We start from the raw sequence: 15,663 nt of genomic DNA on the forward strand, positions 1-15,663 counted from the left end.
CGGAGTTGAGAAACCGAGTTTTTATCCAAATTTTGATGATTAATATTAAGTTAACTCAAAAACCCGATTTCTGAAAGTTAACTGCGGGGTCAAAAAACCGGGTTTTTAACAAAGATTATAACTCCTAGTTCCCTGGTTCTACCAGGGAATCTCTAGGGGAGGCTCTGCCTCTGATTCTAGCAGGCGGAGCCTGCAATGGAGTATTGCTAGGTAGAACCTAGCAACAAGACATATCGTTTTTGAAAAAAAAATTTTAAAGCTCGCTTCGCTCGCTAAGGGTAAAAAAAAGAGGGTAAAGGGCAAAAGAGCTAAAGAGCAAAGGGCTAAAGAGTCCACGCAGGCGGGAGGGAAACAACACGAAATCCGTAGAGCCTGAACCGACTGCCCGGCTCGTACCTGTTACGAAGGGCACTGCGGCAATTCCTGGGATTGCCGATCCACGAACCTCCGCGCATCACCCGGATATCATTCCTGTTTAATAAGTTGACTAAATTTTCAAGATCATAGATTTGATAAAGATTATCATTATCATTTTTTTCACCCCAAACTTCTCCTCCTGTTGGAGCTTTTTTATAGTTTTCATGCCAAGGATCGGCGCACCATTCCCAGACATTGCCATGGAGATCATATAATCCAAAGGCATTAGGAGGAAATTCACCGACCGGGGTAGTTTCCTCTCGATATTTCCCCTTCGGTTCTTCTGCATAGGTGTAGTTGCCATCATAATTGGCTAAATCACTGGTTATCGTTTTCCCAAAGTAAAAAGGGGTTTGAGTACCAGCACGACAAGCATATTCCCATTGGGCTTCTGAGGGTAAACAATAGTTGCGTCTGGTGTGTTGTAGGAGTCTGGCACAAAATTCTACCACATCGTACCAGGAAACGTTTTCTACGGGTCGGTTATCCCCTTTGAAGTCCGAAGGGTCAGGGTTGAGATCCCGTTGAATTTTAGGCCAGTTCGCAACGGCTTTCCATTGGGCTTGGGTAATGGGATATTTTGCCATAAAGAACGGGGGAATAGTGACTTGATGTTGAGGACGTTCACTCTCGTAGATGTCTTTTTCCATTTCCAGTGAACCCATGAGGAATGTCCCCCCAGGAATATAAACCATCTCTAACGTCACACCATCCCCCAAGTCTTCGGTGAAGTACCGCGCTTGTTTGGTTTCCCGTTTGATGATCTTCCCTCGGTTGTTAACAGTGACGGTTTCAAAGGAAAACACCGATAGGGGTAGTTCTTCAGAGGGTTCTGCTTCTAACTGTTGTGCTAGGGTGAGGATAGGAGCAAAGCCAGTTTCTTGGAGTAAATCGCCATAACTTTCAACCAAAGAGGCTAAACGCACCCGTTCTTGAGCATCGGGTTGTTTTAAAGCTTGTTCTATCGCTGTTCTAATTTCTTTGAGGGCTTCCCCTGGTCGAGTATAAGCTAGGGCTGTCCAGTGGGGTTCGGGGCCTAATTGCCAAGCAATGCGACTATTATGGGGGAGGGAAATTTGTTGTTGGATGTAACCTGTCATATAGTCCGCCAAACGGTTAAGGCGACGTTCTCCAAAGTTGGCTTTGAGGCGACGGAGTAACAAGTCTCGAACTTTACCATCTATAGCATAGAGTTCCCGTCCGACTGAAACACAGAGGGAAGACAACAAGATATCCGCAACAGCAATAAAATCACAGTCAGGAACGAAATTTTCCCGCAAACAATATAACAAATGGGGCGTGAGGGCGAGGGGAAAAGCCGCATGACATAATAAGTCCATCGTCTTAGGAAAGCGTTCTGCAAAGGCTTCCAACCGATGGTCAGCGAGTTGTTGTCGGATGTCATGAACCATTAGAAACCGAGTTTTTATAGGGATTTTAACCTGTCATCCTTGTTCCCTGGTTCTACCAGGGAATATTAACGGGGGGCTCTGCCTCCAAATCATAGCAGGCGGAGCCTGAAATTAGGCATTGCTAGGTAGAACCTAGCAACGAGAAATCACACGAACCATTGCATTGAGTCCAGAACAGTTAAACTCAAACATAGGAAGATTGAGGGTTTCTATTATTCCTGATGCTGTTGTATTTTGCCATCGATCTTCGGGTAAAGGATTAAGCCAAATTAAAGATCGTACTAAGGGTTCTATTTTATCAAAAAAGACTTGAGTTAATTCAATTCGTTCTGGATTATAATTTCCCCGTCCTGCACCTCCATCACTAAAAATTACCACAATAGTCCGATTTTTGTGTAGGGTTGGGAGGATTTCATCGAGGGGTTTTGCTTGGGGTTGGTTGGGAAATAAATAAAGATAATGATGGGGACAATTTCTAAAGTAATAAATTTGGGTTTTACCAAAAGTGTGTTTTTTGAGGCTGGTGATCAATTGTTGGGCTAGAATATGAAAGGGAATCATGGAACCATCCCAGTCTATTAACAATAATAATTCCAGGTAATTAACCCGGCGAGGACGTAAAACGGGTTCAAAGATTTGACCTTGACGGTAAATTTGAGCTAAGGTTGCGGGGATATCGAGTTCAGTTGCATGACCTTCTATAATAGGATAGCGTAAAAAACGCCAACTTTGCAGAATTTGACGTTCTGTAACGGGTAAATTTTGAACGTTAAAACTAAAGTCTTTGGAGGTTTTTTTTGAGGTTTGGGATCGAAATCCTTCGCGGCGTACAGCAATGGGAATTTGCACAGAACTCGATGGTGTTGGGGTGGGTATTTTGTCAGGAGTTGAGGAGGTTTGATTTGGGGTGATTTCGGGAGTGGGAGGAGTTGTAATTGTCTCAGGTTTTAATAAGGTTTCTGGTAATTTCTGCGACTGAAAACGGGTAAAATAACGATCAAATTCTGTATCAAAAATATCAGAATTAAACGATGCTTTGGGTTTAAACCACAGCAAACGACAGAGTTGTTTCAGGTCTGCTAAACTGCTTTGACCAAACCCTAAAGTTAACGCTTGTTGAAATAACAGATATTGTTCAACGGTTAGGGACATTCCTGCGTCTCGTAGGTGTAGAAATAAACCTAAATAATTAGGGTGATTTGGGTTATTCATCGCGTTTCCGTTGATAGGAGTCTTGACTTTCTTTGGTTTTTAGTAAAGTTCCCAATAAAGGAAGATTACCTGCTAAATCTTTAATATCTTCAAATGCTTCAGATACAGGTTTATTGAGTAGAATTTTCATCAAGTCCAACAGTTCGCTTGTTCCAGCTTTTTTAGCAGTGGGACGGTTACTTCCCATTTCTCGTATATCTAAAAACTGATCAACGGCTTCATCAACTAATTCCCGTTGTTCCAAGTTGATCTTAGGAAAATGCAGTTTAACAATTTCAATTAATTCTTCTTCATCGGGAAACTTCAAATAATAATATAAACACCGACGGAGAAACGCATCAGGTAGTTCTCGTTCTCGGTTACTGGTAATAATTACAATAGGAGATTGTTCAGCTTTGATAGCATTATCTCCAGTGGCTCCAATTTCAGGTATTTCAAAATATAATTTATCTAATTCTAACAATAAATCATTCGGAAAATCAATATCTGCTTTATCAATTTCATCAATTAATACAATCGGTCGATTTTCTTTAATTTCAAAAGATTTCCCTAATTCTCCTCTTTTTACATAAGATTCTTGATTGTTTAATCGTTCAATAACCGCCTTAATTTCATTTTCTTTTAAATATTGTTCTAAGTTATTCATCCCTAAAAATTGAGCATCTCTTAAGCGGGCGATCGCATCATAGGTGTATAATCCATCTTGGGCGCGAGTAGTAGATTTAATATTCCAAGAAAAATAAGGCCATTCTTTAGTTCCTTGGAGATAACGTTGACTAAATTCATACGCAATAGCAGGTGCAAGTTGTGTTTTACCACAACCAGGTTCCCCTTCCAAAAGTATGGGACGTTCTAAAGCGATCGCTAAATTAACCGCTTGAATTAACCCCGGTTCAGGACGATAGGGATACCGTTTTTTTCCCCGTTGATTGAATTCCGGTTGCGGTTGATATTGTTCACCTGTGTATTCTAAAGGTTCATTCATAGGGTAAAAGTTCCTTCTATATCTGCATATTGTATATTGCAAGATTTACAAATTCGGATTAAAGTTGAAAAAGGGGGTATTTTTTCTTCTGGCTGAGAACTCGGTGGCGTGTTTCGTTTTATAATCTCTGTAATACAAGCTTGACTTTGTTCTGTAGAATATTGTTTTATTTCAGATAATAAATCAGACAGTTTTGCTCCTCCCCAGCGTTTAATTTCTTCATTTTTAAACGCCTTAATTGGTTGTAAGTCTATCAATAAATTAGAAATAGATTTAAAAGTTTGATTACCAACAATAAATAAAACCATTTTAAAATCATTGGTAGGATTATAATTGTTGGTTTTGTCAATAATTTTTAACCAGACTTGCTGCAAAAAAGACTCTAAACCTTGATCAACTTTATGAATATCGGTAATCGATAGAATGACAGTTTGAGTCGTCCAATGTTGATAAAGCTTTTCAGCGATCGCTTCTGGAGTTGGAGAACAGTTGAGCTTATCCCCCAGATCTTCCCAAAAATCAAAAAGCGTTTTTGGATAAAGAATGTCAAGCGATTTTTGATAAGCTGTAGAATTATAAGGAATTACACACGCCAAACGGTTCAGTAACCATCGTTGTCCATAGCCTTCTTCTCCATGTATTAAAAATGCTCCAACCGTTCCCATTGTTGTCAAAGATATACGGAAACGATAGTCTTGCTCAATATAATTTAGATCGAGTAACGCTTCTTTTAATTGTTGGCTAGGAGTTTTTGAGTCTTTAGTTTGACTATTAACTATATTTGATTGTGATAAATCAACAACATCAGAGAAATCTAAATCTAATATTTTAACAATTTCTTTAGCAGTATATGTAAGAACTTTTTCTTTACCACTAAAGAAGCGTTTAACTGTATCTGATGAACAACCAACTTGTTCAGCTATTTTATCATAAGTCCATTCTTTTTCTGTTTCCTTGGTTTTAGATTTCTGCGCTTTTCGCAGTAAGTAGTAACCCTCCTCACTAGCTCCAACACGACCTGGTTCTCTTTTTTTAATCATAGATAACAGTCATCACAGTGACACTAAACCTAATCCATTTTAGGGCAAATAGGGCAAATAGGGCAGATAGGGCAGATCAAATAGGGCAGTAGGGCAGATCATTTAAGTAACACTATCTGCTCTCGACCACAACAAATCATCTTGATAGGGTATTTACAGAAGCAAAAGAAAACAACAAACAATTTGTTTTCTTCCTGTTTTTATTCTGAACCTTGACAATTGCATAGCAACCTTGGGTTGAAGGCGATAAAAGCCATTGATTCAGTTGCAAACAGACAACCTTACCAAAGGCTTAAAAATTAATGATCACTCAAATTGTACCTCAGAACAACGCTGTTCCGTCATCGGACAGGGCTATTAAAGCCTTAAACCTTGAGAAATTTGTGATGGCCATGAAGGTCATCCCCTCTCATTTGTTAACTCTGGATAAGCTGAAAGACCTGGTGACTCGCTTAGATTTACCAAAGGAATGCTGGGAAGCGTTTGTGCTGTTTCTTCCTGACCGCTATGGGTGGCAAACTTTGGTTCGTAATGACGATTTTGAAATTGTCGTCATTTGTTGGGCTCCGGGTCAAACGTCCGGTGTTCATCCCCATAAAAATGCAGCTTTAAATGTTACGAAAGTGCTCCAAGGATCGATTACCCAGCAACGTTATATTCCTGATGAACAACGCCAATTAATTTTGTGGAAAGAAGAAACTGTAAACGCCGGAGATGTTACTTGGACAGAACGCTATGAGTTTCATCAACTGGTTAATCAAAGTTCTGAAAATTGCGTAACTTTGCACGTTTATTCTCCGGTTCGAGGTTAGCAATTAAACCCGAAGGAAAAGGTCAAGTTTAGCCTTTTCCTTTCTTCAGAATTGTCATTAAAAGAAAAGGAGGTTTTATTTTATGGATTGTCCGAGAGATCATAAACAAGGTCGTAGAATGTGTGACTTAGTACAACTCCCAAATCATCAAGAATGGCTGTGCACTGAATGTAAGTCTGAATTTATTAAAAAAGGAGAAGGAGGTGATATTGATTGGGGCTGGTTACTGATTTGTATTTTAGGCTTTCTCTTCTTAGTATTAGTGCTGAGTGGGTGCGAGAAACCAGCCAATTTATTGTTAATCAGAATAATAGATATTAGTGCTTCAGCCTTAAATGATCCTGAGCAACTCAAAATTTCTAAAGATGCTTGTTTTGGGGTGGCTGATGTTGCTAAATCTGGGGATAAAGCCGCTTTAATTCAAGTCAGCCAACAAGATCTGATTGCATCTGATCCAACTGTCATCAAAGACCAGAGTGATCTGTATTCTCTGTGTCATAAAAAAACTGAACCCACCAAAGGACAGGGAACCTATATTTGTGGTGCTTTAGAATTAGCTGGAGAAATGAGCGATCGCCATTCTGAAACTCTGATGGTTATTCTACAAGTTCAAGCCAACGAACAGGAAGAATTTTGTCCCAAAACCTTAACGAATTTAGGTGATAAAGTTGCTTCCCGAAACGGGATGTTATTAGTGGTTGGGAGTACCAATGATGGCAATACAGGCTTTAATTCACAACTTTGGGATAGTCTAAAAGACTTACCTAATACCCACTTTTGTAATCAGAATATCCGCAACTGCGTTAAAGATTCAATTCAAAAAATTCGTTCTCATCAGGAGTAACATTATGATTTCTAAATGGGATGAAGACGTGATTTTACAGGAGTTAATGGCTGAGAAGTTGTTACCTGATCAACTCTCAACAATTTATACCCTTTACTCTCCATTATCTCAAAACATCAGCATTCTTGCCCCTTTAAAGTATGCGCTAGAAATGAAACGAAAATATCAAGATAATTCCCCTTCATCTTTTAAACCGTAAACCAGCATGGGAAATTGTTTTTAAACACACTTTCCCTACCCTTCAAGTTCTAGTAGTTTGAGGAATGAAACCATGAATTTGCATAAATTTTTTGTACTTTTTGCTGTGACTTTGGCTGCTTTAATGAATAGCCGTGCCCCCTATGCAGCCTTAGCAGGCTTTCCTGGGGAATGGCGATTAGTTTCTGCTCTATTAATCAGTTTTCCCTTAGTTTATTTCACTGAATGGGCGATTAGTTATTGGGTGGCTATTTCTAGCATCCAACGAGACATCCAGAATGATCAAACACAAATTAATCTCAAACACAAAAAGGCACAAATTACTGGAAATCAACTGATTGCCATTCGGGCTGAAGCAGAACAAGAGGTATTTAATGCGGTATTAAAAGACTATCTTCATCAAACAACTTTGTTGTTTGTGGCGTTAGCCCTCACTCTTTTAATAATTGAATATGCAGCAACTCTTTTCTATGTGCGGTTTCAAGGAGAGGATGGAGATTGGATTACCTACGTTGTGCCGTTATTGGGTATTGCGTTAACAATTATTACAGCCTTTTATAAAGGTAAAATCGTTGATTATCCTCAATGTAAACGCCAAATTGCTCAAAAGTTTGACCTCTATTTTCAACACCGTAAAAGTGAAAACCTTAATACTATTAAAGACGCAAGCCGAAAATTTTGGGTACTGGATGGATTAACCCGATATTTGTTAAACTATCCCCAAGCAACGCCAGAGCAAAAAGACAAAAAGGAAAATCAACTTTGGATTGAACAACTGAAGCATGAATATCATAAAGTCTTAAAAGAATGGCAACAAACGATTCATGAAAAGGAACGGGAGTTAAGTCAACCTGCTGTGGGTTTAATCAATCGAGAAGCTTGGGAAAATGCCATTAAACAGCAGATAAAAGCCATTAATGAAAAATTCAAATTAGAACTCCTTCAAATTCAAGATGAATTACAACAACGGGGCTATTCTATTGAATCCAATCATGGGTTATCGAATGGGAATGTTAATCAGGGTTTAAATCCTCAGTTCCAACTTAAATCTAATCCCCATTCTTAATGATTGAATGAAGTCTCACTAATGCTAGTGGGACTTTCTTGAATTTATAAAGTAGAAAACCTCATCTAATAGGTTAGGACTCTCTGCATCAAACCATTGAATTTCAGAAATTGCTCGAAACCAAGTTCTTTGTCGCTTGGCAAATTGTCGCGTATGCAATACCGTTAATTCCTTGGCGGTTTCTAAAGAAATATCACCCGCTAAATATTGTTTAATTTCCTGATATCCCAAAGTTTCTAACAAAGATAACTCACTCCCATATTTCTGACATAACTGTTCAACTTCTTGCACAAATCCTTTTTCAATCATCTCTTCCGTTCGCCTTTGAATTCGAGAAGTTAATGCGTCCGATTCACATTGTAAACCTATTTGAAAAATCGGATAATCGGGGGGATTTTCCCCTTTTTGTTCAGAAATGGGGCGACCTGTAATATAATAAACCTCTAAAGCTCGTAAAGTTCTAACTTGATCATTAGCGTGAATTTTTTGCGCTGCCATCGGATCAATTTGCTGTAAGATTTGATAACATTGAAATTGACCTAATGCTTCAAGTTGCGATCGCAATTCAAGCTGAGGTGCAACCCTCGGAATTTTCATTCCCCGCACAATAGATTTAAGATATAATCCTGTACCTCCAACTAATAATAAAGGCGGAGATTCAGAAGCCTTTGTAATCAACTGTTGAGCTTGATCCTGATAATCTGCTACAGTTAAAGTCTCCGTCGGTTCACAAATATCAATCAAATAATGGGGAACACGCTGACGTTCTTCAACGGTTGGTTTCGCTGTCCCAATATCAAACTCTCGATACACCAACCGAGAATCCGCGCTCAAAATCACAGACCCCAAGCGTTCCGCCAACTGAATTGCTAATCCTGATTTCCCCGTCGCCGTCGCACCGCAGATTACAATTAACCGGGGTGGCTGTGATATTGTAGAAATAGTCAACTCTCCTCCTATTCAACGCCTCACTCCGAACTGAGTCTATTGGGTACATACCCTGTCCAAATTTCTTTTGAGAATGCTCTACAATCCTCTCCAACCTATTTGTGCTACAATTTTTGAAAGTTTTGTCATTTTACTGTAAGAACGCCATAAGAGACGTTTTTACTTTATCAATACTGGAGTCGTGATCAAATGACCAGCAATTACAGCGCCGACCAAATTCAAGTTCTTGAAGGTTTGGAAGCCGTTCGCAAACGCCCTGGAATGTACATTGGTTCCACCGGGCCGCGAGGACTCCACCATTTAGTATACGAGGTTGTAGACAACGCGATCGATGAAGCGCTGGCTGGCTATTGCACCCACATCGAAATTGATTTCAACGCCGATGGTTCTGTCACCGTCACCGATGATGGTCGAGGTATCCCCGTTGATACCCATTCTAAAACCGGAAAGTCTGCTTTAGAAACCGTGTTAACCGTTCTGCACGCTGGAGGAAAATTTGGCGGTGGTGGCTATAAAGTTTCTGGGGGTTTGCATGGTGTGGGGGTTTCTGTAGTTAACGCCTTATCGGAATGGGTAGAAGTTACGGTTTTTCGGGATAAAAAAGAATATCGCCAACGCTTTGAACGGGGAACTCCGGTGACGGAACTCACCTCAAAACCCATCAAAGAAAACAGAACGGGAACCTCTTTGCGCTTTTTCCCCGATTCCTTAATTTTTACGACTGGAATTGAGTTTGATTGTGATACAATTGCTTCGCGTTTACGAGAACTTGCCTACTTAAACGCGGGAGTTAAAGTCACTCTCAGCGATCATCGTTTAGAACTGTTAAAACGGGAAACTCCTCGGATAGAAACCTACTGTTATGAAGGCGGGATTAGGGAGTATATCGCCTACATGAACAACGATAAACAACCCCTCCATGAAGATATTATTTATATTTCTGGAGAACGGAATAATGTTCAAATTGAAGTCGCTTTGCAGTGGTGTACCGATGCCTATAGTGATACAATTTTAGGCTTTGCTAATAATATTAGAACCATTGATGGAGGCACCCATTTAGAAGGGTTAAAAACTGTTCTAACTCGAACTTTAAATACAATCGCTCGTAAACGGAATAAACTCAAAGAAGGAGAAGCTAATTTAGGCGGGGAAAATATTAGAGAAGGGTTAACGGCCGTCATTTCCGCGAAAGTTCCCGATCCTGAATTTGAAGGACAAACTAAAACCCGATTAGGAAATCCAGAAGTTCGGGGAATTGTTGACTCCTTGGTCGGGGAAGCGTTAACCGAGTATTTGGAATTTAATCCAGGAATTGCCGATGCGGTGATTGAAAAAGCCATCCAAGCGTTTAAAGCCGCAGAAGCCGCTCGACGAGCACGGGATTTAGTGCGTCGAAAATCGGTCTTAGAATCTTCTCCTTTACCTGGTAAATTAGCCGATTGCAGCACCCGTGATCCCCAAGAATCCGAGATTTTCTTAGTTGAAGGCGATAGTGCGGGCGGTTGTTTTTTGGATTGTACTTATATATCGCTGGCTGATGGTTCTAAAAAGACAATTAAAGAAATTGTTGATGAACAAGCTGAGGGGAAAGAGCATTTTTGCTACACCATTAATCAAAGTGGCAATATTGCCATTGAACGCATTATTAATGCACGACTGACCAAAAAAGATGCCCAAGTCGTGAAATTAACTTTAGATAATGGAGAAACCCTGATTTGTACTCCTGATCACCCCTTTATGTTAAGGGATGGTAGTTATAAAGCCGCAGCAGAATTAACCCCTGATGATTCCTTGATGCCATTTCATCGAAAAATTTCTCAGAAAGAAATAGAGGGGGAATTCAAGGATGAGGAACTGGTATGGAATCCAGGTTCTGATCAATGGATTGATACTCATTTATTAACAGAGGCTTATCAATTAAAACAACAGGCAGATCAAGAGCGTTTAGAATGGCAATGGAAACAAACGAATGAAAGCGATTATACTCAAACCATTGCGACTCTATACAAACTTTATTCTGATCTTGAAGACAGTAAAAGTGAGCAAGAACAGCAAACGGATAACAGTATATTGACCTTTAAAACGTTTTGCGATCGCTATTTTGATGGAAATGAAGTTGCAACTCGCATGGCAATTCGGAACTATAACCATCGGGTTGTTTCCATTGAATGGCTAGAAGAACGGCATGATGTTTATGATATCGAAGTTCCCCATAGCCATAACTTTGCGTTATCGGCGGGTATCTTTGTACATAATAGTGCCAAACAAGGACGCGATCGCCGTACTCAAGCCATTCTTCCTTTACGCGGAAAAATCCTCAATATTGAGAAAACCGATGATGCCAAAATCTACAAAAACAATGAAATTCAATCTTTAATTACTGCCTTGGGATTAGGCATTAAAGGAGAAGAATTTGATTCCTCTCAATTGCGGTATCATAAAGTCATCATTATGACTGACGCGGACGTTGATGGAGCCCATATCCGTACTTTATTGCTCACCTTTTTCTATCGTTATCAACGGGAATTAGTCGATCAAGGCTATATTTATATTGCCTGTCCTCCGTTGTATAAAGTGGAACGGGGACGCAACCATCAATACTGCTACAATGAGCGAGAATTGCAGGAGTATTTGGGAAGTTTACCCGCCAATGCGAACTACAATATTCAACGGTTTAAAGGGTTAGGAGAAATGATGCCAGAACAACTTTGGACAACCACCATGAACCCCGATACTCGCATGATTAAACAAGTTGAAATTGAAGATGCGGCGGAAGCAGATCGGATTTTTACCGTGTTAATGGGCGATCGCGTTGCTCCTCGTCGGGAGTTTATTGAAACCCATGCTCCCCGCTTGAATTTGACGGATTTAGACATCTAAAAAACAGGATTATTAGAGGGGATGGAATTAGGAAAACCCTGAGTTTCATTCCCTCTAATAATTTTAAGTTCGTTAAAAAGGCAAAAAAATGCTATGATTCAATTAAAAAATCATCACTAGCAATGCCATGACTCTTAATCTTCCGTCTCTAAAATTATCTCAGTCGCTTCCTGTAAAATTTAATATTTTGCTTGATCGTTCAAATGCAACGCAAATACGTGCATCTTTTATAGAACTTCCTAACTTGCAGGTTGAAACTTCAACGCAGGAAGAAGCCCTAGAAAATTTAAAAACCTTGTTGTATACTTATTATGATAAGCTAGAAATTATTCCTTTTGAAATAGAAGAAGTATCTACTCAACAATCGGAAAACCCTTGGTTGAAATTTGCGGGTGTTTTTCAGGATGATTGTGACTTTGCTGAAATTGCTAAAAGTCTTATAATTGAACGATGTGATGATGATAGCGATAATTATGATCCTGATAATTATGATGAAAAGATTTTTCCTTAATTTCTGGTTTAGTTATTGAAGATTGGACAGATCCCTTCCTTCTATTAAGAAAAGGAATTTTAGATGAAAGAAAGTTCGGGTTTTAACCTATAGGAGAATAAGGTGGGTAAAACCCACCCTGATATTAACTCCCAGGAATTGTCACATCAATAGTCGTAACCTTTGATTTTTGATCTAAACTGCTTAAGGGTGGATTAATCATCTTTTCATTTCCTACAATTAAAATCACTAAATTTTCGGGTTTGAGATATTGTTGAGCAACTCGTTGAACATCTTCAATCGTTGTTGCTTCCACTTGACGTTGATAATCAAAGATAAAATCCTTGGGATAGCCATAATATTCATATTGCATTAAACGCGACAAGGTTTGACCGGGATCTTCAAAATTGAAAATAAAAGAATTCAATGTTGATTCTTTCGCAAACGTTAATTCTTCCGGCTTAATGGGTTCTTTTTGTAAGCGTTCCAGTTCAGCTTTTACTCCTTGAATAAAAGGAACTGTTGTTTCTGAACGAGTTTGTCCACCTGCGTTAAAAATCCCTGGATAATCATAACTTACACCCCAAGATCCATAAACAGAATAAGCTAATCCTTGGCGCGAGCGCACATTATTAAATAAACGTCCACCAAACCCATCAATTACATTATTCATAACGCTTAATTCGGGATAATTCGGATCATTTAATAACCCCCCTAAATGCCCCATTTCCACATAACTTTGAGTCAGTTGAGGTTGATCAACAAAGAAAACTCCCCCCGTATTAACTTGAGAAACAGAAGGAAGGGGAGGAATCACAGCTTTTTGAGACGGTTTCCAATCTCCTAATTTTTCAGCAATTAATGCTTTCATTTTTTGCCGATCAAAATCCCCAACAACTCCCAAAATCATCGTTTCAGGATGAAAATATTGTTGATAAAAATTAACTAAATCCTCACGGTTGATTTTGTTTAATGTGGAATATTCTGTAGTTCTTGCATAGGGACTATCTGCACCATAAATGAGTTTAACTAACTCTCTGCCCGCAATTTCTTCAGGTTCATCATTCCGACGAGCAATCCCACCTTTTGCTTGAGTTTTTGCTAACTCTAATTTATCTTGGGGAAAGGTAGGATTGCGAATTAAATCCGCCAATAATCCAAACACAGTTGGTAAATCTTCGCTCAATCCTCCAAAGCTAATGCGACCGGATGTTGTATGAATTCCAGCTTCGATATAAGCGGCTTTGTCTTCTAAGATTTGATTGAATTGATCGCCGGGATGTTGAGAGGTTCCACCATTTCGCATCACCTCTGCGGTTATACTGGCTAAACCCACTTTATCCGCCGGCTCAAATCGATCTCCAGTCCGAAATAAAGCGGTTCCTCCGACTAAAGGAAGTTCATGATCTTCGATTAAATAAACCGTAATTCCATTATCTAATTGATAGCGCTCATAGTCGGGAAGTTGAAGTTCAGGTAAGGGGGGAAACGTTAAATCGGTGTAATGTTTGGGTGTGGCTGCAATGGCAGGAATATGCCAAAAAATAGTAACAACCATTGTGAGCAATAGTAATCCTGCCCACAATAATTTAGATTTTTTCGTGCTGAAAATATTGAAAGTCAACATAGTTAATCAAAAGTTGAATGAGACTGAAAAAAAACCAATAAAACTCTGAATTTTACCTCTTATTCGTCCGATAATAACCGTCCAATGGTACGATTTTCAGGACGAAACATAGTTTGGGCTACTCGCTGAATATCCTGGGCAGTAATGGCATCAATTTTTTCTAACTCTTCAAATAAATTGACCCAAGATCCCGTTTTAACCTCATACTCAGCTAAGGCAAATGCCATACCCATATTAGAATCTAAGGATCTCAATAAACCCGCTTTAGCTTGAGTTTTAACCCGTTCTAATTCAGTTTCAGACACTAATTCGGTTTTGAAACGTTCAATTTCTCGACGTAATGCTGTCGCCACTTCATCAACAGTATGACCCGGTGCTGGCATCGCGTAAAAGAACATTAAATTAGGATATTTATTCCCCGGATATCCATTTGATCCCTGGGCAGCTAAGGCAATTTTTTGTTCTTCCACTAAGGATTTATACAAACGAGAGGTTCGACCATCACTGAGGAGACTAGAAATTAGATCATAAATCACAGAATCAGGATGATTTAAGGCTGGAATTGGGTATCCTTCAAAATACCAAGGTTGAGTTTTTAATTTTAACGTAATTTCACGCGCTTCCGTTTGAGGCGGTTCGACAATATTCAATTGAGGAGGTTTGGGTTTGGCACTGTAACGACCAAAATAAATTTCAGCGAAATTTTTGACATCATCAGGATTAACATCTCCTACAATAACGGCTGTTAAATTATTGGGAACATAGTGGGTTTCAAAGAAATCTTTAACATTTTCACGGGTTAAATTTTCTAAGTCTTCCACATATCCAATAACAGGGCGACGGTAGGGATGAACTTTAAAAGCGGTAGCTGAAAATTCTTCAATCATTTGACCGACCGGAGAATTTTCGGTTCGCAAACGACGTTCTTCTAAAATCACTTGTTTTTCTTTATAAAATTCTCTGAAAACAGGTTCTAAAAATCGTTCTGATTCTAAAGACATCCACAGTTCTAACTTGTTAGCAGGAAGGCTATAAAAATAAAACGTTGCATCGGCGGAAGTTGCTGCATTCATGCCTACTCCCCCCGCTTGTTCTACAATTCTGCCAAACTCATTTTGTTTTACATATTGATCTGCTTCTGCACTTAATGTTTCTAACTCATCCATTAATTGCTTAAGTTTTGCAGTGTTTCCTTCTGCCTTGGCTTGTTTAATTTGTTCAAAAATTTGATCCTGCTTTTCAAATAGCGGTTTTTCCGCCTCATAGTTAGTTGTACCAATTTTTTGAGTCCCTTTAAATGCTAAATGCTCTAAATAATGGGCGACTCCTGTTTGTCCATCAGGTTCATTAACGCCGCCAACATCAGCATAAATTAAAAAAGAAACCACAGGTGCACGATGACGTTCTAAAACGATAAATCTCATGCCATTATCGAGAGTAAATTCAGTAATTTCTCGGGCAACTCGTTTTAAATAAGGTTGAATGGAATGGGTTGAGGGTGAAATTTCATCAGCCCAAACCGTTTGAAATCCCATCACCCAAAATAAACAAATGCTTAAAACCAGAGAAAACAAACGTTGTCCTAGAAAGGAGCATTTCTTTGTTCTTGGTTTCCCGGTGAAAAAATAACCCAAAGACATAGATTTTTATCGATGTAATTTGACAAGAAGGGCAGAAGCAATGATTGCCGAATCTATCTTAAAGCCTGATCATATCGGATTATAACCTGAGT

General features: G+C 39.2%; 13 protein-coding genes. 6 read left to right on the top strand and 7 right to left on the bottom strand.

The genetic code is table 11. The annotated features are described in order from the left end of the window. Positions 1 to 323: 323 nt before the first annotated feature. From NMK36_RS12435 to NMK36_RS12450, 4 genes are all read right to left on the bottom strand, one after another. Positions 324 to 1,829 carry a formylglycine-generating enzyme family protein gene (locus tag NMK36_RS12435; protein ID WP_254173852.1) on the bottom strand — a complete coding sequence of 502 codons (1,506 nt, stop codon included), beginning with the start codon at positions 1,827 to 1,829 and terminating at the stop codon, positions 324 to 326. Between the two features lie 132 nt (positions 1,830 to 1,961). Further along, positions 1,962 to 3,041, bottom strand: coding sequence for a hypothetical protein (locus NMK36_RS12440; protein ID WP_254173853.1), 1,080 nt, complete (start codon positions 3,039 to 3,041; stop codon positions 1,962 to 1,964). Further along, positions 3,034 to 4,026: an AAA family ATPase gene (locus NMK36_RS12445; RefSeq protein ID WP_254173854.1), complete on the bottom strand. Its 993-nt coding sequence runs from the start codon at positions 4,024 to 4,026 to the stop codon at positions 3,034 to 3,036. The genes NMK36_RS12440 and NMK36_RS12445 overlap by 8 nt, the downstream gene beginning before the upstream one ends. Then, positions 4,023 to 5,066: a hypothetical protein gene (locus NMK36_RS12450; RefSeq protein ID WP_254173855.1), complete on the bottom strand. Its 1,044-nt coding sequence runs from the start codon at positions 5,064 to 5,066 to the stop codon at positions 4,023 to 4,025. The genes NMK36_RS12445 and NMK36_RS12450 overlap by 4 nt, the downstream gene beginning before the upstream one ends. A 302-nt stretch (positions 5,067 to 5,368) precedes the next feature. On the opposite strand from NMK36_RS12450, the gene NMK36_RS12455 reads away from it, so the two are divergent. From NMK36_RS12455 to NMK36_RS12470, 4 genes are all read left to right on the top strand, one after another. Beyond that, positions 5,369 to 5,878, top strand: coding sequence for a cysteine dioxygenase (locus NMK36_RS12455; RefSeq protein WP_254173856.1), 510 nt, complete (start codon positions 5,369 to 5,371; stop codon positions 5,876 to 5,878). 82 nt (positions 5,879 to 5,960) lie between these two features. Beyond that, on the top strand, positions 5,961 to 6,722 hold the full coding sequence (locus tag NMK36_RS12460; RefSeq protein WP_254173857.1) for a hypothetical protein: 762 nt from the start codon (positions 5,961 to 5,963) through the stop codon (positions 6,720 to 6,722). A gap of 4 nt (positions 6,723 to 6,726) precedes the next feature. Further along, positions 6,727 to 6,921: a hypothetical protein gene (locus NMK36_RS12465; protein ID WP_072721441.1), complete on the top strand. Its 195-nt coding sequence runs from the start codon at positions 6,727 to 6,729 to the stop codon at positions 6,919 to 6,921. A 72-nt stretch (positions 6,922 to 6,993) separates the two neighbouring features. Further along, complete coding sequence (locus NMK36_RS12470) at positions 6,994 to 7,986, top strand: hypothetical protein (protein ID WP_254173858.1); 993 nt, start codon at positions 6,994 to 6,996, stop codon at positions 7,984 to 7,986. 24 nt (positions 7,987 to 8,010) lie between these two features. Here the strand turns inward: NMK36_RS12470 and miaA are convergent, their stop codons facing one another. After that, positions 8,011 to 8,934: a tRNA (adenosine(37)-N6)-dimethylallyltransferase MiaA gene (gene miaA, locus NMK36_RS12475; protein ID WP_254173859.1), complete on the bottom strand. Its 924-nt coding sequence runs from the start codon at positions 8,932 to 8,934 to the stop codon at positions 8,011 to 8,013. Between the two features lie 189 nt (positions 8,935 to 9,123). Between miaA and gyrB the strand changes: the two genes are divergently transcribed. Together gyrB and NMK36_RS12485 are read left to right on the top strand one after the other, a co-directional pair. Next, positions 9,124 to 11,814, top strand: coding sequence for a DNA topoisomerase (ATP-hydrolyzing) subunit B (gene gyrB, locus NMK36_RS12480; protein ID WP_072721437.1), 2,691 nt, complete (start codon positions 9,124 to 9,126; stop codon positions 11,812 to 11,814). Between the two features lie 127 nt (positions 11,815 to 11,941). Next, a complete protein-coding gene (locus NMK36_RS12485) occupies positions 11,942 to 12,325 on the top strand; it encodes a hypothetical protein (RefSeq protein ID WP_072721434.1) in 384 nt (127 codons plus the stop codon). Between the two features lie 124 nt (positions 12,326 to 12,449). Here the strand turns inward: NMK36_RS12485 and NMK36_RS12490 are convergent, their stop codons facing one another. Both NMK36_RS12490 and NMK36_RS12495 read right to left on the bottom strand, forming a co-directional pair. Then, a complete protein-coding gene (locus NMK36_RS12490; protein WP_072721432.1) occupies positions 12,450 to 13,931 on the bottom strand; it encodes a M16 family metallopeptidase in 1,482 nt (493 codons plus the stop codon). A gap of 59 nt (positions 13,932 to 13,990) precedes the next feature. Then, complete coding sequence (locus NMK36_RS12495; RefSeq protein WP_438822821.1) at positions 13,991 to 15,571, bottom strand: M16 family metallopeptidase; 1,581 nt, start codon at positions 15,569 to 15,571, stop codon at positions 13,991 to 13,993. Positions 15,572 to 15,663 lie beyond the last annotated feature (92 nt).

It is taken from the genome of Planktothrix pseudagardhii (assembly GCF_904830925.1).
Lineage (GTDB): Bacteria > Cyanobacteriota > Cyanobacteriia > Cyanobacteriales > Microcoleaceae > Planktothrix > Planktothrix tepida.